The following is a 22,724-nucleotide window of genomic DNA, read 5'->3' on the forward strand; positions in this document are numbered from 1 at the left end:
TTCGAAATGAATAAAATAACAGGTGTGTTGATTAGAAAAATTGGGCATTATTTGTGGTGAAACCCGTTATTTTCTAGAACAATTATCTATGGAAAGCGAGCAACCCAATACGGACTCAGACTTCATTATGTTGGCAAACTATTGCTAATCAACATGTTTATAAAATTAGTTAAGAGTACTAAAAGATAGGAGGCAGTCGACTTGAAGAAGTTTTCAATCGGCTATCGTACATTAAAAACGGCATTTGGTGCAGCAATCGCTATTGCCATTGCCCAATACTTTGAATTAGCTTCTTATGCATCTGCTGGTATTCTAACAATATTATGTGTACAGCCAACGAAGAAAAAATCTCTTCATTCTGCTTATACACGATTCGTCGCAAGTATTATCGGTATGCTTTATGCATTTTTGAGCTTTGAGCTATTTTCCTATCATCCGCTTACATTAGCATGTATGCTAATCGTTTTTATACCAACAATTGTGTCATTAAAAGTAGCAGATGGCTTTGTCTCAAGTGCAGTAATTATCATGCATATTTATGCAGCTAAAAGCTTTTCATTGGCACTTGTTTCTAATGAATTTGCATTAATGGCAATCGGTTATGGTACGGGAATAGCTATAAATATGTATATGCCAGACATTCAGAAGGAATTAAATTACTATCGAGTTAAAATTGAGGAACTTTACAGTAAGATTTTTTTAGAAATTGCCAACTATTTAAGAGAAGGCGATACATTGTGGGATGGGCAGGAAATTATTGACGCTATTAAAGCATTGAATAGTGCGAAATCCCTAGCGTTTAAAGATGTTGAAAATCATTTTACGAGACGTGAAAATGACTACTACGTGTATTTTGATATGCGTGAACAGCAGCTAGAAATTATAGATAGGGTTCTTCCGAAAATAACGGCACTTCCTGTTATAGTACAAGAGGCGGATATCGTTGCTGACTTTTTACAAGACCTCGGTGAGCATGTTCATTCAGGAAATACGGCTAGTCATTTTAGAGAGAAGTTGGAGCAGGTAAAGCTAGATTTCGCCCAGTTACCTTTACCGAAAAATCATGAGCAATTTCTAGCACAAGCGGCACTCTATCAATTTCTAGAGGAAATGGATCGATATTTAGAAATTAAGCAGTCTTTCAAGGGGTTAAAGGTAAAGAAAGAGCGCCCGCAGTAATGCGGACGCCTAGCTTTTCATTACACAAACATTGATAAGCCGAATGCTAGAGATGAAATTACCATGATTGCGACCATCGTATAAACGACGATCTTTTGAAATTTTTTATTACTCATATGCTCGTTCGCTCCTTCTTTTCTTATAAATAGTTTATCAAATCTGAAAAATTTCTCAAGTAGTAGAGTTTTGACGAAAAAGTCTGTAAAATAGATTATGTACCATAACAGAAGGAGATGTCACCATGGAGAGAGTAGATCATATTGGGATTGCAGTGCGTGATCTTGATGAACGCATTACATATTATACAGAAACTTTAGGCTTAAAGCTGCTGAAAGTGGAAGAGGTAGAATCTCAACAGGTTCGTGTTGCATTCATTGACGCGGGTAATGTAAAAATTGAATTATTAGAACCGATGAGTGAAAAAAGTACTATTCACGGATACATCGAAAAACGTGGAGAAGGTATTCACCATGTAGCTTTCGGTGTAACTGGAATTCGTGAGCGTATGGCTGAGCTTCGTGAAAAAGGCGTACGTCTTTTATCCGAAGAGCCAGGACCAGGTGCTGGTGGTGCAGAGGTTGCTTTCATGCACCCGAAATCATCTTTCGGTGTGTTATATGAATTATGCGATAAAAGTGGAAAAGGGGATAAGTGATCAGTATGGATATGTTCGACAAAATTAATGACTTGTATGACCGTAAGACAGTAATTGAACTTGGTGGCGGCTATGAGCGCATCGAGAAGCAACATGATAAAGGCAAATTAACTGCCCGTGAGCGTATTGAATTATTACTAGACGAAGGTACATTTTTCGAGATCAACCCATTCATTACACACCGTACAGTAGACTTTGGCATGGACAAGATGGAAGGTCCTGGTGATGGCGTAGTAACTGGTTTCGGTAAAATTAATGGACGTTCAGTATACTTATTCTCTCAAGATTTCACTGTATTTGGTGGAGCGCTTGGTGAAATGCACGCAAAAAAAATGGCAACAGTGATGGATCTAGCTGCAAAAAATGGTACACCATTTATCGGTATTAATGATTCAGGTGGTGCTCGAATTCAAGAGGGTGTACTTTCACTTGATGGTTATGGCCATATTTTCTATCGTAATGCAATCTACTCTGGGGTAATTCCGCAAATCTCAGTTATCATGGGACCATGTGCTGGTGGGGCGGTATATTCTCCAGCAATTACAGACTTTATTCTAATGGTTGATAAAACATCTCAAATGTTTATTACAGGACCTAAAGTTATCGAAACGGTAACAGGTGAAAAAATCTCTGCTGAAGATTTAGGTGGTTCTAAAGTAAACAACGCTGTAAGTGGTAATGCACACTTCCGCGCACCATCTGAAGAAGAAGCTATTGATCAAATTAAGAAACTATTAAGCTACTTGCCACAAAATAATAAGGAAAAAGCTCCTCGTCAAGCACGTCCAGAGGGTGATGACTATCGTCCAGAAATCGTGGATACTGTACCAATCGAAACAACTCGTCCTTATGATGTACGTAGAGTTGTTGAGCAAATAGTGGACGAAGGCTCATTTATGGAAGTTCACTCAGAATTTGCGAAAAACGTAGTAGTTGGTTTTGCGCGTATTGCTGGTGAATCAGTTGGTCTTGTATGTAACCAACCTAAAGTATTAGCTGGTGGATTAGATATTGATTCTTCAGACAAGGCTGCTCGTTTCATTCGTACTTGTGATGCTTACAATATACCAATCATCACATTTGAAGACGTCTCTGGTTTCTTCCCAGGTGTTAAACAAGAGCATGGTGGTATCATTCGTCACGGTGCGAAAATCCTTTATGCATATTCCGAAGCAACTGTACCAAAAATTACAGTGATTCTACGTAAAGCATACGGTGGTGCGTACGTTGCCCTAAATTCTAAATCAATTGGGGCAGACTTAGTATTCGCTTGGCCTAACGCAGAAATTGCTGTTATGGGTGCAGCAGGTGCAGCTAATATTATCTTCGCGCGTGAAATTGCAAAATCAGAAGATCCAGAAGCAACACGTGCAGCGAAGATTGAAGAATATAAAGAAAAATTCGCAAACCCATACGTTGCGGCATCTCGCGGTATGGTAGACGATGTTATCGATCCACGTGATACACGTATTAAGCTAATTCAAGGTCTTGATATGTTATCAAACAAACACGAAACACGTCCAGAGAAAAAGCACGGAAACATTCCTCTATAATAATTGTACAAGCCTAGTAGTCATTCGATTACTAGGCTTTTCTTTTTAACCTAACTTTCGATAATAAAAGATTTACGATCAATAACAGATAATTGAAACATATCCTCATTTCATCCGTACATATATGTAAGAGGAGTTGAGATGAATGGAATGGAAACAATTACAAAAAGAGCAAGAGATGATTCATGCACAATTAAGAACTGTTAGTAGACTAAGAGAACAAAAGATTTTAATTGAAAAACAAATCGAGCACGCACAACAGGAAACGTTCAAACATTCAAAAGCACTCAATCAAATTCGTTTGAAACTCGATAAGTTAGAAGGCTTTTCCTTTAGGAATATGATTCGTACGTGGACAGGGCAACAAGATGAGCTGCGTGCAGAAAAAATTGATAAAGCAGCCATTCTTGAATTAAAAATAAATGAAGCAAAGAAGATGGAAGTAGATTTGACAGATGATTTAGGGCAAATTAACACTATACTTACTCGAATTAATGAACAAGAGTTACAAGAAGTTTTACGACAGATAAATGCCAAAAAGAAAGGCTTTTTACAAATACATAAGCCTGAACAGGCAAAAATGCTTGAACAATTAGCACATGAAGAAATGTTAACGAAACAACTAATTACAGATATTAAGGAAGCAGAAGTAGCTGGTGAAACAGCACTTACTAAGCTTGGACAAGCTGCAGAGTCCTTGCATTCTGCAAATGGATATTCAACTTGGGATACTTTTTTTGGTGGAGGACTCGTTGCCACAAGTTTAAAGCATGATGCACTTGATAAGTCCGAAAACTATCTTCACAATGCTCAAATTGCGTTACAGCGCTTTCATAACGAACTACTGGATGTACATGATATGTCAACGAAATCATTGGCAGTTGAAACAGATGGCTTTGTAAAATTTGCGGACTATTTCTTTGATGATATTTTTTCAGCTTGGTCTGTCCATTCTAAAATATCTACCGCAAGAGAGCAGGTTTCTCGTGTACAAGATGATGTACATAATACGCTTTTGCGTTTACAGGATAAACATAACAAGGCAGATGACTATTTGCAGTCTCTGCAAAAAGAAAAAGAAGCGATCTTTCAAAACGTAGATATTAAGTAACTTGTGAAAAGAATCTCCCTCTTTTCACAGGTTAGCAATATGGGATGATTGGTAGTTTCCGTTTCAAGCTAGCTACCCGTTTTCCTGTGAATGAGCATCGGACCGCTGCCTTCGCTTTCGTAAATATTGTTGAATGTTGCTGTCATAACGTTAGCACTACGCTTTCGTACAAATAAAACATTGTTGTTGTCGCTCTTATGCCTTTAATATAGCTCAATGCTATATACATAAGCGCTGTGTCTTTGTTTCTCCCCGAACTTGCACCAACCAGTTCTCGGTTGAAAAGATCGAAAAATAAACATACATAGTGCCATTTTTCCTTAAAGGTAAATTACTAATCGTTCACAAGTAACGGATGCAATTAAGTTTCTTCTTTCCTATAAATATAGTAGGGAAAGTAATTGTTTGATGTCTTCCTATTGAATAGTAATATGCTGGTGACTAACATGAAAAATAGCTACATTTCAAACTTCGCCTTCATTTTGCATTTTCCTAATCTCAACAATGTTCTTCCAAATCGCCCTATCAATTTTGGCAAAACTACTTATGCTTGGCGTTGTATTTACTTCAAATAATATAGGTTCTCCTTTATGATTTATTCCAAAATCAATGCCATATTCTCTACAAGGAAAGTGGGATGCTATTACTTCAGATGCTAAAATGGAATCTTTTTTTAGGGAGTCTATTGTTTTATCTTTCTCTGTATTATCCATCATCATATAAACTGATAATAATTCATCAATCGGTATTACTTGAGAACCCCGATTTGAATTGACAATCCCATGATCCTCAGTTGCAATTCTTCCGTACATTCCACCAATTATCCATTTTCCCTTTAGATTTTGAACAAGAACACGAATGGATATTGAATCCCCATTAGGGGTTAGACTTATGACCCCCTCCTGTATAATATAATTTCCGCTTAATTTACCATGTTTCTCATATGGATGTAGAACTTGATGGAAATCCTCAATTGCTGCTACACACTTATTTATTTCTTCACCTTGCATAGTAAATCCGTTAAAACAATAGTGTCCATCTTTTCCTTTGTAGACTTTATAAATTGCTCTTCCCTGTCCAGTGCTATTATGTTTCACATAAACATGCTCATACCTATTTAATAAATAGATTAGGTTTTCTAGACTGTAAAGTGTTGATTCTGGCATGCAGTTAGTTGTTAAAGGATTTTGTTTTAAAAGTAAGAATTGTTCCCATTTTCCAAGTGCATTTTTCAATAAACGCACCTCATTTCGTAAGATATTTTTATTTCTTTTGAATTAATAGTGTAGTCCTCTCTTCGTATGGCAGTTACTGTATTGTATGTAAATAGATTTATCATGCATGGGTGGGTGAGATTTTGGAACGCGATTTATCTCCTCAATTTTCTGTTAGAGTCCCATAATATTACTACACTAGATAAGTAGCGTTATGATTGTTCTTTATACTTCCATTTTTTTGATTTCAAAATCATTAGTTTCTAATGTATCTGCCCTATAATTCTTTACTTGTAGGCATATGATAATATGATATGTCGAATAAGGAGAGGGAAGATATTGAAAAAAACGACGAAATTAAAAGAAATAATATATTCAGATAAACTTGAGTTTTTAATGGAAGCCCATAACGGTCTTTCCGCAAAAATTGTAGAGGAAGTCGGTTTTAAAGGGATTTGGGCGAGTGGTCTATCAATATCAGGATCATTGGGTGTAAGAGATAATAATGAAGCATCATGGACGCAGGTATTAGATATACTTGAATTTATGAGTGATACGACAACAATTCCCATCCTATTAGATGGGGATACAGGATATGGGAATTTTAATAATGCTCGGAGGTTAGTTAGAAAACTAGAACAATTGCATATTGCTGGAGTCTGTATCGAGGATAAAATTTTTCCGAAAACGAACTCATTTATTAATGGAGAAACACAACCTCTCGCATCGATTGAAGAATTTTGCGGGAAAATAAAAGCAATGAAAGATGCTCAAGAGGATGAAGACTTTATGGTTGTAGCTAGAGTCGAGGCTTTTATTGCAGGCTTGGGATTAGATGAAGCCCTTAAACGTGCGGAAGCCTATAGGAAGGCAGGCGCCGATGCAATACTTGTGCATAGTAAAAAGTCAGATTTTAAAGAAATTGAAGCATTTATGAAGGAATGGAGTGGAAGGCATCCAGTGGTTATTGTGCCTACAAAATATTATACAACCCCAACTAGTGAATTCAGAAAAGTAGGAATAAGTACTGCAATCTGGGCTAACCATAACCTAAGAGCATCGATTACTGCTATGCAGAACATCTCAAAACAAATCCTAAAAGATGAAAGTCTCATTCAAGTAGAGAAATCGATCGTAAGTGTGCAAGAGATTTTTAGACTCCAAAATGCTGAGGAGCTTCAAAAAGCGGAGAAGAAATATTTGCCATCAACTAATAACCAATCAAAAACGGAAACGGAGTGATGGTATGTTAAATACAAGCGAATTTGGAAATGAGCTTAAAAGACATGGTTTTGACTTTTACAGTGGGGTCCCATGTTCGTTTTTAAAGAATCTTATTAACTATTCTATAAATGAGTGTGAATATATTGCGGCAGCCAACGAAGGTGATGCAGTAGCTATTGCTTCAGGAGCATACCTTGGGGGAAGGAAATCAGTTGTTTTAATGCAAAACTCTGGTCTAACCAATTGTATTTCTCCATTGACTTCCTTAAACTACCCCTTTCAAATACCTATACTTGGGTTTGTTAGTCTACGTGGAGAACCCGGGTTGAATGATGAACCCCAGCATGAATTAATGGGGCAAATTACTACACAACTATTAGATCTCATGCAAATAAAATGGCAATTCTTATCTCCTGATGATAGTGAGGCAAAGAGACAGCTTGAAGAAGCTAACAAGTGGATTGAAGTAAATCAACCATTCTTTTTTGTAGTGAGAAAAGAAACATTTAAAAGTGAGAAATTGAAGATAGAGCAACGTCTTAATCATATAAATAAGAAAAAAAGTGAAAAAATTGACTTAGATGAACTGCCAAGTCGATTTGACACTTTAAAAGTGATAAACGGACTTAAAGATATGAAAACAGTACTAATGGCCACAACTGGTAAAACAGGAAGGGAACTATATGAGGTCGAGGATTCTGATAATAATCTATATATGGTTGGCTCCATGGGTTGTGTCGGTTCTTTAGGCTTAGGCTTAGCCTATACACGAAAAGATATAGATGTAGTTGTTATTGATGGAGATGGTTCCCTCCTTATGCGAATGGGGAGCTTATCTACAAATGGCTACTATCAACCTGAAAATATGCTCCACATTCTTCTAGATAATCAAGTTCACGATTCAACTGGAGGGCAAAATACCGTTTCTCACAATGTTGATATTGTCAATATTGCTGCAGCTTGCGGTTATGAAAAGTCATATTATATCCATAATTTGCATGAACTTGAAAAGTATATTCAAGAATGGAAAATGACAAAAGGGCTGACTTTTATTTATTTGAAAATCTCAAAGGGATCTAAACAAAATCTAGGACGCCCAAAAGTTACTCCAAGTGAAGTTAAAAATCGTCTACAGAGATTTATTAAATAATTGTTCTGAAAATGAATATTAGCAGGTTGATCTTGCCTATAAGAAGCCCCTTTCAGTACTAAAACTTAGTTGGAGGGAGATAATTCGAACCGCGTATAAAAGTGTACTAAAAATTAAAGGGAGGAGTACCGTGAAGAAAATTAAAAGAAATATATTACTGAATCCCGGACCTGCTACTACAACAGATACGGTTAAATACGCACAAGTGGTACCTGATATTTGCCCTCGTGAAGATGACTTCAGCCAATTATTGCAATTTGTTACTGCTGAAATTACTAGTTTAGTTTCAGAAGAGAATCAATATACAACCGTTTTATTCGGTGGTTCAGGTACTGCTGCTGTGGAGTCAATCTTGAGTTCAGTAATGACTGATGGGGTTTTAGTAATCATTAATAACGGAGCCTATGGAAAAAGAATATGTGAAATTGCAGAAGCTTATCAGCTGGATTGGATTGAGTTTTTAAGTCCACCCGATCAACCGATTAAATTAGATCAGTTACATTCATTCATTCAAAAAATCCCACGAAAAGTTTCTTTTCTAGCTGTCGTGCATAATGAAACAACAACGGGATTATTAAATGATATAGAATCGATTGGCTCCATTTGTGAAGAAAATGAGATTAATATGATGGTAGATGCAATGAGTTCGTTTGCGGCTATTCCTATTAATATGAGTAAAATGAATATAAGTTATTTGGCGGCTAGTTCCAATAAAAACCTTCAAGGAATGGCAGGAGTCTCTTTTGTTATAGCTAAAAAAAGCGAACTAGAAAAAGGAAAAACAAAAAAGCCGACAAATTATTACTTGAATCTTTATTCTCAATATACCCATTTCATCGAGACGGGTCAGATGCGTTTTACTCCGCCTGTACAAACTATCTATGCGCTAAAACAAGCGATTGTAGAATTAAAAGCAGAAGGAATGGAAGAAAGATATGAGCGATACTCTAAATGTTGGGAAACCTTAATAGAAGGCCTCTCTAGACTTGGTTTAAACTATCTCGTCCCCGTCGAGCACCATTCAAAGATTATTACAGCAATAGTAGAGCCCGAAAGTGAAAAGTATAATTTTAAAGAAATGCATGATTATTTTTATGCTAACGGAATAACGATATATCCTGGAAAACTTTATCAATTAAATTCTTTTAGGGTAGCCAACATTGGTGATATTAGCAAAGATGATATCGAGCTCTTTTTAACTTTATTAGAAGAATATCTTCAAACCTGAATTATTCACGGAACAGTGGAAAACCTACAACTTATGTAGGTGATATTAATAAATTATTTTTAATGCTTTTCCTTGCTCAACTAATGGGGGTGCTTTAGTTGAAGATTCATATTCCGGAAAAATCAATCTTTATTAAAAAAATGATTAACGATAAACAGGTAAAACCTCGTATTTTGATCAAACTTTGTTCAAAATACGAGGCTTATTCTTTTATCCATTTTAATCAATCTTTTTTCAAAAGCTACAGAGGATGGGCGAATTCTTGCGGATCAGCGTCACAGATGAGCCCATGGAGTGAGCCAATAGCGTAAAGGCATCACGTCCTACGATAACGCCCAGCTGGAACGGAAATTACCCTCGTTTTGCCTAAGAGGTGTACTTTTTAATTTACGCCAAGGAGTAATTGATATTCCTTCCTAAAAATAGTGTAGTTCCTATAAGCGAATTATTTCAACTCTTTAGACGTTGTGCTAAAATAATACATATACTATAACGTGGAAAAACACGTAAACTAAGGGAGTCCTACAACATGACAAGTCGTTTAGTAGAAGAGTTTTTTGAGCTCGTACAAATCGATTCAGAAACAAAACATGAAGAAGTAATTGCGCCGATTTTAATCGACAAATTAACAGCGCTTGGTTTTACAGTAGAACAAGATGATGCACATACTCGTAATGGGCATGGAGCAGGTAATATACTTGCTACGCTAAAGGGTTCATTAGATATCGAACCAATTTATTTTACTTCTCATATGGATACAGTTGTCCCAGGTAAAGGGATTAAACCATCTCTTCGTGAAGATGGCTATATCGTTTCAGATGGTACAACTATTTTAGGTGCTGATGACAAAGCTGGTCTCGCCGCATTATTTGAAATGGTTAAACGCTTAAAAGAGCAAAATATTGAACATGGTGATATCGAATTTATTATTACAGCTGGCGAGGAAAGTGGACTCGTTGGCGCTAAAGAGTTAGATCCATCTAAAATTAAAGCAAAGTATGGCTTTGCTGTAGACAGTGATGGTAAAGTAGGAGGAATTGTAACAGCAGCTCCATTCCAAGCGAAAATTTCCGTTAAAATAATTGGGAAAACAGCGCACGCTGGTGTTGCTCCAGAAAAAGGAATTTCAGCGATTACGGTTGCTTCAAAATGTATTGCAAAAATGAAGCTAGGTCGATTAGATGAAGAAACAACAGCAAATATTGGTCGTTTTGAAGGTGGTCAGGCAACAAATATTGTGTGTGATGAAGTAACGATTCTTGCAGAAGCTCGTTCAATCGACAAAGCGAAGCTAGATGCACAGACTAAGCATATGCAGGAGACGTTTGAGCAAGTTGCTGCTTCATTAGGAGCAAAGGCTGAAGTTGAAGTGAAGCTAATGTATCCTGGATTCCGTGTAACAGAATCAGATAAAGTTGTTCAAGTGGCAATGGCAGCTGTTCACAACATCGATCGCACACCAAAGCTTGGTATTTCAGGTGGAGGCTCCGATGCTAATGTTATTGCGGGCTTTGGCATCCCTACAGTAAATCTTTCTGTTGGGTACGAGGACATTCATACAACAAATGAAAAAATCCCAGTAACAGAATTAGAAAAATTAGCAGATTTACTTGTTGAAATCGTAAAAGAGTCTGCGCAAAAATAACAACAGAATCGAAGGATGTGACCGCATGGAAAGTGTAAAGGCAGTAGTTTTTGCTTGTGGTACAGAGGAATATGCAGTGCCTGTGGAACAAGCGATTTCGATTGAAAAGTTAGAGCAAGTAACACCAATTCCTCATTTGCCTAATTATCTTCTAGGCTTCACAAGAATTCGTGGCGAGCTTGTCCCTGTGCTTGATTTTGAGCGTATTCTTTATAATCGTTCTTCTAATGCTGCAACAGCACGGATTATAGTGTTGAACACGGATGTTGTGAATTATGGATTACTTGTAACAGAAGCTCGTGAAATTCTTGATTTTGATGAGTCAGTATTAAAGCAAATGGGACTTGTCAATTATTCAAAAACACGCTACTTTACAGCTGTGGCTAATCTTGAAAATCGCATGATCACATACGTAGACCCGAAAATACTTGTAAATTCATTAGAAGGTATACGTGAAATTATTAATTATTTACACAAAATGCTTGAAAATGAAAAAGAAAATGTAGAGGCATAAGTTTTTGTAGGATTAAATAATTCAACACTTCATGTTGATGTTTTAGACAGAATTACAAATATGTGATTCTGTCTTTCTTCTTTTTAAGCGGTTTCCCAACAGTAAAAGGAAAATGAATACTCGATGTCGAATTTTAAACTTATTACCAAAACGTGTGGTTGATTTCCGTTCCGACTGATCGCTTTCCTGGGGACGTCGTGGCAACATGTGAAAATTATGAGTAAATATAAGACTTTGATTTTGTGTACATAACAAACAAGCATAATTATGAATATATCTATAGTATAAATACGTAAATATTAATAAGGGGAGGTATTTGTCATATGGATTCAAAGAAAACGGAAACACCTGAAGAAAAAAGAGAGCGTTTAAAACAAAGTGAATTAAAAAACAATCCTACTGGTTCTTTAAACGATGGAATAAATAGGGGAATTAGCGGAAATTTAAATGGTATGGGTTGGAAAGAGACAGTGGTATTAGTTTTAGTGTTATTTATAGGATACATTACATACAAATTGTTTTTCAGTTAAAGATATCGAAAGAAATCTTTAACTAATTTTGCATTTCATAATTCTCAATGGCTACACTTACATCTTCACTATCATCCATTCAATATGTTCACCTTCATAATTACTTCTACGTTTTATTCTAATATAGTAAAAATAACCTGTATTCTTATTATCTTATTTGAAAGTTATCAATAAAATTATGCGTTTTACCTACAGACATATTCATTCTAACATCGTATTATGTAAGGTAAGAAAACTACTGAAAAAGGCAAACTTCACCGAAAGGGAAGGACGCAAAGCCATGAGTCTAAACACTATTGTAGTGCATGATTGTCAGGTTGCCAGGTTCCGTTCTATGAGCCTCGGCAAATAGAATGGAGATGTAATCATATGGTAAGTCGTTCACTATCAAAAGCAATCATTGTTTTTATAGTAGCAATTGTAAGTACGCTAGGATCAACAATGGGAAAGGTAGACGCAATGGCCATGCAAGATAAGGCTACTTGGTTATGGGATACGACAAAGATTGTCGAAGATGAATCAGGAGTACTCTTATTTTTAGAAAGCAAACATATTAATAAATTATATTTACAAATTAATAGTGATATAGCAAGTAACTATTACAAAAGTTTTATCGATAAAGCAACGGCAAAAGGGATAAAAGTCTATGCGTTGGATGGTTCTGCAAGTTGGGTTTCAGCAGAGGGCTATGAAATGCAGGATCAGCTGTTTGATTGGTTACATACATATAATGAAAATGCAGCAGCAACAGAGCAATTTTCTGGAGTTCATCTTGATGTAGAGCCCTATTTAAATAGTGGTTGGAACTCGAACCAAGTAAAAACGATTGAATCCTATCAAGCGCTTCTTACTCGAGCGAAAGGGGATACAGATCGATTACACTTGCCATTGGAGGTTGATATGCCATTTTGGTTTGATGAAATTACATACAAAAACCAATTTGGTAAAGGTTTATTAGCTGAATGGGTGATTGACCAAGTGGAAAGTGTTTCGATAATGGCTTATCGAGATACTGCTAAAGACATTATTAATATTGTTGAACATGAAATAAACTATGCAAAAAAAGTAAAAAAATCAATTGTTATTGGTGTGGAAACAGGAGCCTCTGATGAAGGGAATAATATTACCTTCTATGATGATGGAAAAGCCTATATGAATAAACAGTTAGCACAAGTTCATCAACATTATGCCAATAAAAAAGGTTATAATGGTTTTGCCATTCATCATGTTGATAGTTGGATGAATATGCATCCATAAAAAAATCCTCTCCAGCATTAAGTTGGAGAGGATTTTCTTTGCCTTATGAAAGTCGGCCGCTATAGTCTTCAAATTTAAATTCACGAATAACTTTAATGCCTTCTTCATCGTTATAAGAAACGATGGATGGAAGATTTACACCATTAAACATATGATTTTTCACCATTGAGTAATGCGCCATATCTGTAAATACTAGACGATCGCCCGGCTGCAAAGGTTGTTTGAATGAATAATCACCTATTACATCGCCAGCAAGACATGTAAGTCCTCCAAGGCGATATGTGTATGCAAGCTCATTTGGTTGACCAGAACCGATAATCATTGGGCGGTATGGCATTTCTAGAACATCTGGCATATGGCAAGTCGCCGATGTATCTAAAATTGCTAGGTCCATACCGTTTTTCTGTACATCAAGAACAGTTGCTACTAAATAACCTGTATTAAGTGCCACAGCTTCACCTGGCTCTAAATAGACGAGAAGGTTATACTTGTCTTGAATGTAATTAATGATATTCACAAGCTTTTCTACATCGTAATCCTCACGAGTAATATGGTGACCTCCACCAAAGTTTAACCATTTCATTTGATGTAAGACATCACCAAATTTTTCTTCGACAACTTTTATAATACGCTCTAACGTATCAGAGTTTTGCTCACACATTGCATGGAAGTGTAAGCCATCAATACCGTCAAGCTGTGACTTGTCGAAGTTGGCTATTGTTGTGCCAAGACGAGAATTCGTGTAGCAAGGGTCGTAAAGTGCTGTTTCAATTTCTGAGTACTCAGGATTGATACGAATACCACATTCAATTGTTTTACCAGCAGATTTTACTTTGTCCTTATATTGATTCCATTGGTTAAATGAATTAAACACAATATGATCAACATAGCCAAGAAGTTCGTCCATTTCATGTTCCACGTAAGCTGGTGCATAGACATGAACTTCTTTACCCATTTTTTCATAGCCGAGTTGAGCTTCAAATAATGAGCTGGACGTAATTCCTGCTAAATATTCACCCACTAATGGGAATGTTGAATGCATTGAAAACCCTTTTAGGGCAAGTAAAATACGGCAGCCTGTGTGATCTTGAATCGATTTTAAAAGTTCTAGATTTTTTGTTAATAATCGTTCATCCACTATGTAAGAAGGGGATGGAACTTTTGAGAAATCAATTGGCTTCATCGACTTAATTCCTTTACATCTAACTCAAGGTCAAGTAATTCTGGATTATGGCTTTCTTGCCATGGTAGACCCCATTTATTTAGTGCATCCATAAATGGATCTGGATTGAAATCTTCGACATTCCAAACGCCAGGTTTACGCCATTGACCGTTCATCACAAGCATTGCACCAATCATTGCTGGTACACCAGTTGTGTAGGAAATTGCCTGTGAACCAACCTCGTTATAGCATTCCTCGTGGTCACACACATTGTACACATAATAAGTTTTTTCCTTACCATCTTTTAGACCACGAATAATACAACCGATGTTAGTTTTTCCTTTTGTACGTGGCCCAAGTGATGCTGGATCAGGTAGTACAGCTTTAAGGAAGTGAATTGGTTGAATCATTTGTCCTTCAAATTCAATAGGCTCGATAGAAGTCATACCAACATTCTCTAATACTTTTAAATGTGTTAAGTATTTTTCAGAGAATGTCATCCAGAAACGGATTTGCTTTAAGCCTTTAATGTTTTTAGCAAGTGATTCTAGTTCTTCATGGTATAAAAGGTAAATATCTTTTGGTCCGATTTCTGGTAAGTTATAAACCTCTTTTTTCTCAAGTGGTGCAGTTTCAACCCACTCGCCTTCTTTCCAGTAACGACCATTCGCAGTAATTTCACGAATGTTGATTTCTGGGTTGAAGTTTGTTGCGAAATGGTAACCGTGATCACCAGCATTTGCATCCACTATATCTATATAGTGGATTTCATCAAATTCATGTTTTTGTGCATGAGCTGTGAAAACGCCCGTTACACCTGGGTCAAAACCGCTACCAAGTAAAGCAGTTAAGCCAGCTTTTTCGAACTTCTCTTTATAAGCCCATTGCCATTTATATTCAAATTTTGCCGTTTCAGGTGGCTCGTAGTTTGCAGTATCCACATAGTGTACACCTGTCGCTAAGCAAGCATCCATAATCGTTAAGTCTTGATAAGGTAGTGCTACATTAATAACAACTTCTGGTCCGAAAGCTTTAATAAGCTCAATAACCTCTTCCGTATTGTCTGCGTCTACCTGTGCAGTATGAATCTTTGTTTTTCCGCCGTCTAGTTTTTCTTTTAGAGCGTCACATTTTGAAACAGTTCTACTTGCGATACAAATCTCCTCAAATACGTCCGAATTTTGAACACACTTGTGTACCACAACACTGGCTACTCCGCCAGCTCCTATAATCAATGCTTTACCCAATTGTCTACCCCCAAATTCAAATAAGTATTGTCAAACAAGCTGATTATACAGAAAATTGAATTACTACTCAATCATTCTTTTTAAATTTTCTACAAAATTTTTTATTTTTCAACAACAATAAGTCGAATTCATTGAGGAATACCACGAAAAAAGGAGCTTTTCGTGAAAAAAATCCCTTAACTACTGAAGTAGAAAAGGGGAAAATCATTTTTTGTTCAACGTTTGAAGAAATTTAAGGTCACTTCAAAACTGTAGTTTTAAGTCCCCGAGTTATTTAGAAAAACGATTCGATATTTGTTGTTTTTCATCCCCCCATAAATAAAAAAAGATCAGTAGTGATGTGCTTAAAAACCCCATCACAAGGGCATATGTGCTGAGGGCAACATCCACTTGACTTTGCATAGCATAAATGAAAATAGTTCCTAGTGTTAACAAATTTCCAAGAAAAAGCGATACAAAATGAAATCGTCTATTCATAGCACAAGCCCCCTATATATAGTTTACACGCTCTCAAAAAATGAAAATGCACTTCAATTATCTCATAATTCAGAACTTTAACCAACGTTTTTTAATCTGGGGATTACCGTCACAGATGAGGAGGCGGAAAGTCATGTCTTAGCGGCGGAAAACTACGGTCAAGCGGCGAAAAGCCATGTCTTAGCGGCGGAAAACTACGGTCAAGCGGCGAAAAGCCATGTCTTAGCGGCGGAAAATCACAGTCAAGCAGCGGAAAAGCATGCCGAAGCGACGAAACTCCATGCCGAACAACGGGAGTCAGGCTGCTCATCTGGCGCCCCAAGGAAAACGCCCTGTCGCAACGGAAATCAATCCTCGCTGTGTGAAGAACCACAAGGTGAACAAACTTTTATTTATCATGTGGTTTGATGATTCAGCTTTAAATTAAAAGAATTATAGAAAAATTATTGCTATTTAGTTTGTTTTAGATTGAAAGATGGTAAAATACCTATAAGACTTTTCTTTTGGTGAAGGTGAGGATTTAAATAGTGATCAAACAGTTTGATGAGCAAGTCCAACAAATAAATGAATTATTTTTAAACGGTCATGTAAAAGAAAGCTATCAATTAGCCAAAGCACTTATAGCTAATAGTGCGTTTACAGAACATGAATCATTGCCAACAATACAACAGCACGTCGCATTGTTGGAAGCGAACGGTTATGCAAATATGCCTATTCCTACTGCTGAAAAAGTAAAGCAAAGTGTTGAACGAACAGATGGCTCCTATCCAGAGCGTGATGTACTCGCTGCATACATAGGAAGTGAGGATGATCAGCAATTCGGTAAAGTAGTAGATGAATTATTAGCTGGATCGGTCGAGGCACAAGCGAATGCATATTATACAATGGCTGAATATTTTGTTCTTGCTAAGGAGCATGACAAAGCACTTGTGGAATATGCGGAAGCGATAAAACTGCAGCCAAATAAAGCTCTTTACTGGGGAGCATTCGCACAGTTTTTGATTCGAAATGAAGGCAGTCCGTATTTGGCTCTACGTCTTATTGAAGAAGCCATTCAGTTAGATGGCATGAACCCTCGCTGGTATTACATTCAAGGAAATATTTTTTTACAGCTAGTCGCAACTACAAAAAATTTAAGCTATTTACCTGCTCTAGAAGAAGCATGGGAAAAGGCTAAAAAGCGTTGCTCTGCCAAGCAAGTGGCATTAAAAGTGGACATTGCGAAATCCAATGACGTGCTAGTGCAATGGAAAAAGCAAATGCTCTAAAAGAAAAACATACTAACATTAGTAGTACAAACCAAGGTCATGGTTTGTGCTACTTTTTTATTGTAGAAGTGAAGAAAGGTCGAACAGCCTGGGATCTATCTAGTATGAATCCGTATTAAAAACCGACCAATTTCGCCCTTACTTTAAATAATACAAACTAAATGGATGGGGCCATCTCTACAGGAGTGTTTCCTTTTTTGCTCATAAACGCAGAAATGAATAGAATGAATTTTCGGAAAAATAAAAATAATAATAAAGTTTTAGATAAAGAGATTTCAAGCAGAAAAATATCATATAAATCAGTGAATTATCAAATTGTAGATGGTTATCACTTTATCTAGATAGAAATATATTGATTTTTGTAGAAAAAATAAGTATAAAGCAGAAAATTATTTTGTTCGATTTCACTATTTGAAATATAATGCATTTCAAGGAGAAGAGAAGTTGTTATGATTCTAATAATAAATGAAAGGGGGTGCTGTAAATGGATACAAAATTACTTAGACAAACATTTGGGAAATTTCCTACAGGAGTGACGGTAGTTACTTGGTTTGATGGGGCGAGTATTAATGGAATTACAGTGAACTCATTTACTTCCGTTTCGTTAGAGCCAGCTCTAGCACTAGTATCTATCGATAAAAAAGCAAATTCTTTATCTCAAATGAAAAACAAAGCTTTTACAATTAATATTTTGGCAGATCAACAAGAGTCTATAGCATGGCAATTTGCAGGACGAAAGCAAGAAGGGCTAGAAATTACATGGATTAAAGATGGTATAGCTCCGAAAATTGAAGGTGTGTCTGCTTTCATCGAATGTAAACCATGGAAAGAAGTAGACGCAGGAGACCATGTGTTATTTATAGGAGAAATAATAAATTTTGAACGCACTAAAAGGGAAGCGCTTACATTCTTCGAAGGCAAGATGGGCTCGACAAAACAGCTAATACAACAATAATTATTTCGGAGAGGAGGATTTTCAGTTATGGGAATCAGAACAGGACAACAATATATAGATGCATTAAAGTCAAGGAAACCGGAAGTATGGTTAAATGGCCGTTTAGTAGAGAGTGTTTACGATGAACCCTATTTTCATCAACCAATTCAAGAGATTGCAAAGTTATATGATTTACAACATGATCTAAAATACCAAGAAGATTTAACGCATGTATGTGAAGAAACAGGTGAGCGTGTAGCAACTTCATTCCTATTTGCTAAATCTTACGAAGACATCATGAAACGTAGTAAGGCTTTTGAAGTTGTAGCTCGACAAACATATGGTTTGATGGGCAGAACGCCAGATTTTTTAAATACAGTAGTGACTTCATTAGCACAAAATTCTTGGTTCTTAGCGGAATACAACCAAGATTGGGCTAAAAATATTGAAGCTTATTATCGTCATATACGAGATAATGATGTGTTCTTAACTCATGCAATTGTGAATCCGCAAAATGATCGAAGTAAAGCATCACATCAACAGTCAGATATGTTTACGCACTTAGGTGCAGTAGAAGAACGTCCAGAGGGGTTAGTCGTTTGCGGAGCAAAAATGCTAGCAACATTAGCAGCGTTTACGGATGAAGTAATTATCTATTCATACCCAGGATTTGCATCGGGAGATGAGCGTTATGCATTAGCTTTTGCTGTACCAATTGATGTGAAAGGATTAAAAATTATTTGTCGTGAACCAGTTCAAGATGGTACACGCTCAACATTCGATCATCCGCTGGCTTCTCGCTATGAGGAAATGGATGCTCTTCTCATTTTTGAAGATGTATTAGTACCATGGGATCGGGTGTTTTTATATAACAACGTTGAAGCTGCGAACTTATTGTATCCAATGACAGGTATTGCAGAACAGCCAGCACATCAGTCAGGTGTAAGAGGATACATCAAACTTGCATTTGCTGTAGAGGTGGCTTGCAAGGTTGCTGATTCGATTGGTGTAGATCAATTTTTAAATGTGCAACGTGACCTCGGTGAATTAGTGCAATCTGTAGAAGTCATTCGTGCATTGCTTCGAACAGCAGAGCATGAATTTACAATAACAGAGCACGGTGAAGCTCGATTAAACCCAGATGCCTTAGAAACAATTCGCGGCATGATGCCAGAAATGTATCCAAGAGCAATTGAAGTAATGCAAACAATTGGTGCAGGCGGTTTACTAATGATGCCAACTGAAGCGGATTTCCTAAATTCAGAACTCCGTCCAAGCATCGATCGCCATTATGGTGGTCGAGAAGGTGTAGATGCAGAACTAAGAATGAAAATCTTTAAGCTAGCTTGGGATCTATGTGGTGAAGGGTTTGGTATGAGAGCACTTCAATATGAACGCTATTATACAGGGGATCCTATTCGGAAACGTGCTATTTACTACAATAAATTTAAGAAAGGGTACTCTTTTGATTTAGTTGATTCAATTCTTGCTAAGAAAGAAGACGTAAGAGAGAAACAAACACTTTAAATTGAACTTGGAGGTGAAGGACTTGATTTCATCGGTTAAAAAAATCACACGCATTATCGATTTATTTTCGGATGACGAACCATCTTTGAGTAATAAAGAAATTGCAGATAAGCTAAATTTACCTCCGAGTTCAGTCCATCATTTCTTAAAAACAATGTGTAAAGAAAGTATTCTCTTGCAAGGCAGTGATAAGCGTTACCGACTGGGCTGGAAAATTCTTGAGTGGAGTAACAAAGTTATGTATTCCCAAGATATTAATTTTCAAGCAGGACCCATTATAAGTAATTTAGTTGCGCGTTTTAAAGGTACTTCTCATATTGGAATGTTTGATAATGGGGAAGTTCGATTTGTATACAAGGCCATGTCTCCACATGCGGATGTAGTACCAACGTTTGTCGGGAGGACTCGTTATCCTGCTTATTCAACAAGCATCGGAAAAGTATTATTAACGTATAATCCGACATTTATGATACCAATGATGGCAAAAGGAATGTTTAAACAAACGACCAATACCATCACTTCTGTGGATGACTTGAAAAAGGAGCTTGAAGTGGTATATAAAAACGGTTATGCCATTAGCGATTTAGAAAATGAATCTAATACTTATGGAATTGCAGCACCTATTAAAACCTATAATGGTCAGGTTGTGGCGGCTCTTAACTTAGTAGGTGAAAAAAGTTATATGAACGGTAAGGAAAAACATGCGATTGTTCGTGAAGTAATCCGTTCAGCAGAAATGATTTCGAGACAAATAGGCTATATGACAATTAATTATTAAATCTAATAAACAGGAGGAATTCGAATATGTCAAATTCAACGCAAGTAAGTAAATTACAAGCTCGTTCTCAAAACCTTTTAAAAATCATTGAGGAGAACAAGAATTTACTAAAACCGCCAGTGAATAATAAAGTACTATGGGAAGACTCTGAGTTTTTAATTATGTTAATTGGCGGTCCAAATGCTCGTCGTGAATTCCATGTTGACCCATCAGATGAACTATTCTATCAAATTAAGGGTTCTTGTTTTGTAGAGGTTATTAATGATGAAAATAAACGTGAAGTAATTGAAGTGAAGGAAGGCGAAATGTTCATGCTACCGGCGAACGTTCCTCATTCACCGCACCGTATAGCAGACACATATGGAATTGTCGTGGAGAGAAAGCGCAAAGAGGGCGAGTTAGAAGATTTAGTATGGCTATGCAGTGAATGCGACCATGAATTGTATCGTGTACGCATTCAAGTAACAAACATTGGTAAACAAATTGCAGAAGGTATTGATCACTTCAACTCTTCTAAGGAATTACGCCAATGTGATAGTTGTGGACATGTAATGCCTGATACGGTGAGTGAATGGCAATGCGAATAGATTTCCATACACATATTTATCCAAGAGATTTACCGAATTTTGCTATTAAGTATGAAAATGAAAAGTGGCCCGTCCTAGAGCAAAAATGTTCTTGTGGAGCGGATATTATGGTAAGTGGTAAAGTGTTTAGGGAAGTGACCAATCAAGTCTGGGATGCGAAAAAGCGTATAGAGGATATGGATAATGAGGGTGTAGATATGCAGGTTATTTCACCTGTACCTGTAACATTTTCTTATTGGGCACCTATTGAACAAGCGGTAGAGCTTGCACAATTCCAAAATGATTTTATTGCAGAGGTTGTTAAAGAACATCCCAATCGTTTTATCGGCCTAGGAACTGTACCGTTGCAAGATGCAAAAGCAGCAATCGTTGAGTTAATAAGGTGCAAGGGAATGGGTCTAGCTGGAATTGAGATTGGCACCAATATAAATGGAGAAAATTTAGACAGCGAGTATTTACTGCCATTTTTTGAAGCGGCAGAACAATATGAAATGCCACTATTTATTCACCCTTGGGAAACCTTAGCTCAAGATAGAACACCAAGACATAACTTTTTATATACAATCGGCATGCCAAGTGAGACAGCTTTAGCGGCAGCGAGCTTAGTGTGGAGTGGCGTAATGGAAAAGTGTCCGAATTTAAAGGTTTGTTTTGCACATGGTGGCGGATCATTCCCTTACATTCTTCCACGTTTAGACCAAGGGTGGGATGTTTGGCCAAACCTTAGACGTACAAAATATCCTCCAAGCCACTATACGAAAAACTTTTACTTTGATTCATTAGTATATGAATCACAAAATCTACATTATTTAATTGAACGTTTTGGCCATGAGAAAATTATTATGGGGTCAGACTATCCTTTTTTACTGAGAGAAATTAACCCAGGGAAAATTATAGATGAAACCTTGGACTTATCAGAAGAAGTACGTAAAGCAATTTTAGGCGAAAATGCTATGACATTTTTAAATGTAGAAAGGAGCAAGGTTCTAAATGGTAAATCAAGTGAAAACGCCTGAAGAACGATTGCAAGAACTTGGAATAGAGCTTGCTGAGCCTAGGGAAGCGGTTGGAAATTATGTTAGTTGCGTACGAACAGGTAATTTAATTTTTACATCGGGACAAGGCGTCGATCAGTATCATGGCAAATTAGGTGAAGATTTAACAGTAGAGGATGGCTATGCTGCTTGTCGCCAATCAATGATTAACCTGTTATCTGTATTGAGATCTGAATTAGGCGATTTATCGAAAGTGAAGCGTATTGTAAAAATTTTAGGGATGGTCAATTCTACGCCTGATTTTATACAACAACCAAAAGTTATGAATGGTGCATCAGATTTACTAGTGGATGTTTTTGGAGAACGAGGTAAGCATGCTCGTTCGGCAGTTGGAATGGCCCAACTCCCTAATAATACAGCAATTGAAATAGAAATGGTTGTTGAATTTTCTGAATAATCAAAAAGCGACTTTGAGAAATAAGGTAAGAG

Annotated in this window: 23 protein-coding genes and 1 riboswitch; of the genes, 18 read left to right on the top strand and 5 right to left on the bottom strand. The window is 36.8% G+C overall.

Annotated elements, in window-relative coordinates; translation table 11 throughout:
* Nucleotides 1–201 precede the first annotated feature (201 nt).
* The gene (locus tag ACIQLB_RS15455; protein ID WP_400727387.1) at nucleotides 202–1,179 is read left to right on the top strand and encodes an aromatic acid exporter family protein; all 978 of its coding nucleotides are present in this window, start codon (nucleotides 202–204) and stop codon (nucleotides 1,177–1,179) included.
* A gap of 20 nt (nucleotides 1,180–1,199) precedes the next feature.
* Here the strand turns inward: ACIQLB_RS15455 and prli42 are convergent, their stop codons facing one another.
* Nucleotides 1,200–1,295: a stressosome-associated protein Prli42 gene (gene prli42 / locus ACIQLB_RS15460; protein ID WP_370081649.1), complete on the bottom strand. Its 96-nt coding sequence runs from the start codon at nucleotides 1,293–1,295 to the stop codon at nucleotides 1,200–1,202.
* A 125-nt stretch (nucleotides 1,296–1,420) separates the two neighbouring features.
* Here prli42 and mce point away from each other — a divergent pair, with 125 nt between their 5' ends.
* The 3 genes from mce to ACIQLB_RS15475 all read left to right on the top strand — a co-directional run bounded on the left by mce (nucleotide 1,421) and on the right by ACIQLB_RS15475 (nucleotide 4,498).
* On the top strand, nucleotides 1,421–1,834 hold the full coding sequence (gene mce / locus ACIQLB_RS15465) for a methylmalonyl-CoA epimerase (protein WP_337989624.1): 414 nt from the start codon (nucleotides 1,421–1,423) through the stop codon (nucleotides 1,832–1,834).
* Between the two features lie 5 nt (nucleotides 1,835–1,839).
* Nucleotides 1,840–3,387, top strand: a complete 1,548-nt coding sequence (locus ACIQLB_RS15470; RefSeq protein ID WP_400727391.1) for an acyl-CoA carboxylase subunit beta — start codon at nucleotides 1,840–1,842, stop codon at nucleotides 3,385–3,387.
* Nucleotides 3,388–3,532: 145 nt separating this feature from the next.
* On the top strand, nucleotides 3,533–4,498 hold the full coding sequence (locus ACIQLB_RS15475) for a hypothetical protein (protein ID WP_400727394.1): 966 nt from the start codon (nucleotides 3,533–3,535) through the stop codon (nucleotides 4,496–4,498).
* Nucleotides 4,499–4,962: 464 nt separating this feature from the next.
* Here the strand turns inward: ACIQLB_RS15475 and ACIQLB_RS15480 are convergent, their stop codons facing one another.
* Nucleotides 4,963–5,733 carry a YheC/YheD family protein gene (locus tag ACIQLB_RS15480; RefSeq protein ID WP_400727397.1) on the bottom strand — a complete coding sequence of 257 codons (771 nt, stop codon included), beginning with the start codon at nucleotides 5,731–5,733 and terminating at the stop codon, nucleotides 4,963–4,965.
* 318 nt (nucleotides 5,734–6,051) lie between these two features.
* Between ACIQLB_RS15480 and aepX the strand changes: the two genes are divergently transcribed.
* The 7 genes from aepX to ACIQLB_RS15515 all read left to right on the top strand — a co-directional run bounded on the left by aepX (nucleotide 6,052) and on the right by ACIQLB_RS15515 (nucleotide 13,260).
* Complete coding sequence (gene aepX / locus ACIQLB_RS15485) at nucleotides 6,052–6,954, top strand: phosphoenolpyruvate mutase (protein ID WP_400727400.1); 903 nt, start codon at nucleotides 6,052–6,054, stop codon at nucleotides 6,952–6,954.
* Nucleotides 6,955–6,958: 4 nt separating this feature from the next.
* Nucleotides 6,959–8,086 (top strand): phosphonopyruvate decarboxylase, encoded by a 1,128-nt coding sequence (gene aepY / locus ACIQLB_RS15490; protein WP_400727403.1) that lies wholly within the window; start codon nucleotides 6,959–6,961, stop codon nucleotides 8,084–8,086.
* 130 nt (nucleotides 8,087–8,216) lie between these two features.
* The gene (locus ACIQLB_RS15495) at nucleotides 8,217–9,314 is read left to right on the top strand and encodes a 2-aminoethylphosphonate aminotransferase (RefSeq protein ID WP_400727406.1); all 1,098 of its coding nucleotides are present in this window, start codon (nucleotides 8,217–8,219) and stop codon (nucleotides 9,312–9,314) included.
* Between the two features lie 529 nt (nucleotides 9,315–9,843).
* Nucleotides 9,844–10,959 carry a M20/M25/M40 family metallo-hydrolase gene (locus ACIQLB_RS15500; protein ID WP_400727409.1) on the top strand — a complete coding sequence of 372 codons (1,116 nt, stop codon included), beginning with the start codon at nucleotides 9,844–9,846 and terminating at the stop codon, nucleotides 10,957–10,959.
* Nucleotides 10,960–10,984: 25 nt separating this feature from the next.
* Nucleotides 10,985–11,473 carry a chemotaxis protein CheW gene (locus ACIQLB_RS15505; protein ID WP_053483746.1) on the top strand — a complete coding sequence of 163 codons (489 nt, stop codon included), beginning with the start codon at nucleotides 10,985–10,987 and terminating at the stop codon, nucleotides 11,471–11,473.
* 323 nt (nucleotides 11,474–11,796) lie between these two features.
* Nucleotides 11,797–12,003, top strand: a complete 207-nt coding sequence (locus ACIQLB_RS15510; RefSeq protein ID WP_400727412.1) for a DUF6366 family protein — start codon at nucleotides 11,797–11,799, stop codon at nucleotides 12,001–12,003.
* A gap of 236 nt (nucleotides 12,004–12,239) precedes the next feature.
* Nucleotides 12,240–12,328: riboswitch (cyclic di-GMP riboswitch) on the top strand.
* Between the two features lie 44 nt (nucleotides 12,329–12,372).
* Nucleotides 12,373–13,260 (top strand): amidase, encoded by an 888-nt coding sequence (locus ACIQLB_RS15515; protein ID WP_400727415.1) that lies wholly within the window; start codon nucleotides 12,373–12,375, stop codon nucleotides 13,258–13,260.
* A 43-nt stretch (nucleotides 13,261–13,303) separates the two neighbouring features.
* Here ACIQLB_RS15515 and nspC read toward each other — a convergent pair whose 3' ends face one another.
* The 3 genes from nspC to ACIQLB_RS15530 form a co-directional block, all read right to left on the bottom strand.
* On the bottom strand, nucleotides 13,304–14,443 hold the full coding sequence (gene nspC, locus ACIQLB_RS15520; RefSeq protein WP_400727418.1) for a carboxynorspermidine decarboxylase: 1,140 nt from the start codon (nucleotides 14,441–14,443) through the stop codon (nucleotides 13,304–13,306).
* Nucleotides 14,440–15,669, bottom strand: a complete 1,230-nt coding sequence (locus ACIQLB_RS15525; protein ID WP_400727421.1) for a saccharopine dehydrogenase family protein — start codon at nucleotides 15,667–15,669, stop codon at nucleotides 14,440–14,442. The genes nspC and ACIQLB_RS15525 overlap by 4 nt, the downstream gene beginning before the upstream one ends.
* Nucleotides 15,670–15,939: 270 nt before the next feature.
* Nucleotides 15,940–16,146, bottom strand: a complete 207-nt coding sequence (locus ACIQLB_RS15530) for a hypothetical protein (RefSeq protein WP_400727424.1) — start codon at nucleotides 16,144–16,146, stop codon at nucleotides 15,940–15,942.
* A gap of 527 nt (nucleotides 16,147–16,673) precedes the next feature.
* Here ACIQLB_RS15530 and ACIQLB_RS15535 point away from each other — a divergent pair.
* From ACIQLB_RS15535 to ACIQLB_RS15565, 7 genes are all read left to right on the top strand, one after another.
* Nucleotides 16,674–17,414, top strand: a complete 741-nt coding sequence (locus ACIQLB_RS15535; RefSeq protein WP_400727426.1) for a tetratricopeptide repeat protein — start codon at nucleotides 16,674–16,676, stop codon at nucleotides 17,412–17,414.
* 484 nt (nucleotides 17,415–17,898) lie between these two features.
* A complete protein-coding gene (locus ACIQLB_RS15540; protein WP_400727429.1) occupies nucleotides 17,899–18,369 on the top strand; it encodes a flavin reductase family protein in 471 nt (156 codons plus the stop codon).
* 27 nt (nucleotides 18,370–18,396) lie between these two features.
* Entirely contained in the window at nucleotides 18,397–19,875 is a 1,479-nt protein-coding gene (locus ACIQLB_RS15545) for a 4-hydroxyphenylacetate 3-hydroxylase family protein (protein ID WP_400727432.1), read from the top strand.
* Nucleotides 19,876–19,897: 22 nt separating this feature from the next.
* Nucleotides 19,898–20,653, top strand: a complete 756-nt coding sequence (locus ACIQLB_RS15550; protein ID WP_400727434.1) for an IclR family transcriptional regulator — start codon at nucleotides 19,898–19,900, stop codon at nucleotides 20,651–20,653.
* Nucleotides 20,654–20,679: 26 nt separating this feature from the next.
* Nucleotides 20,680–21,240 carry a 3-hydroxyanthranilate 3,4-dioxygenase gene (locus ACIQLB_RS15555; RefSeq protein ID WP_400727437.1) on the top strand — a complete coding sequence of 187 codons (561 nt, stop codon included), beginning with the start codon at nucleotides 20,680–20,682 and terminating at the stop codon, nucleotides 21,238–21,240.
* Entirely contained in the window at nucleotides 21,225–22,256 is a 1,032-nt protein-coding gene (locus tag ACIQLB_RS15560; protein WP_400727440.1) for an amidohydrolase family protein, read from the top strand. Before ACIQLB_RS15555 ends, ACIQLB_RS15560 begins: the two co-directional genes overlap by 16 nt.
* Nucleotides 22,231–22,692 (top strand): RidA family protein, encoded by a 462-nt coding sequence (locus ACIQLB_RS15565; RefSeq protein ID WP_400727443.1) that lies wholly within the window; start codon nucleotides 22,231–22,233, stop codon nucleotides 22,690–22,692. Before ACIQLB_RS15560 ends, ACIQLB_RS15565 begins: the two co-directional genes overlap by 26 nt.
* Nucleotides 22,693–22,724: the final 32 nt, after the last annotated feature.

Source organism: Lysinibacillus sp. NPDC092081 (assembly GCF_044755845.1).
In the GTDB taxonomy this organism is placed as follows: domain Bacteria; phylum Bacillota; class Bacilli; order Bacillales_A; family Planococcaceae; genus Lysinibacillus.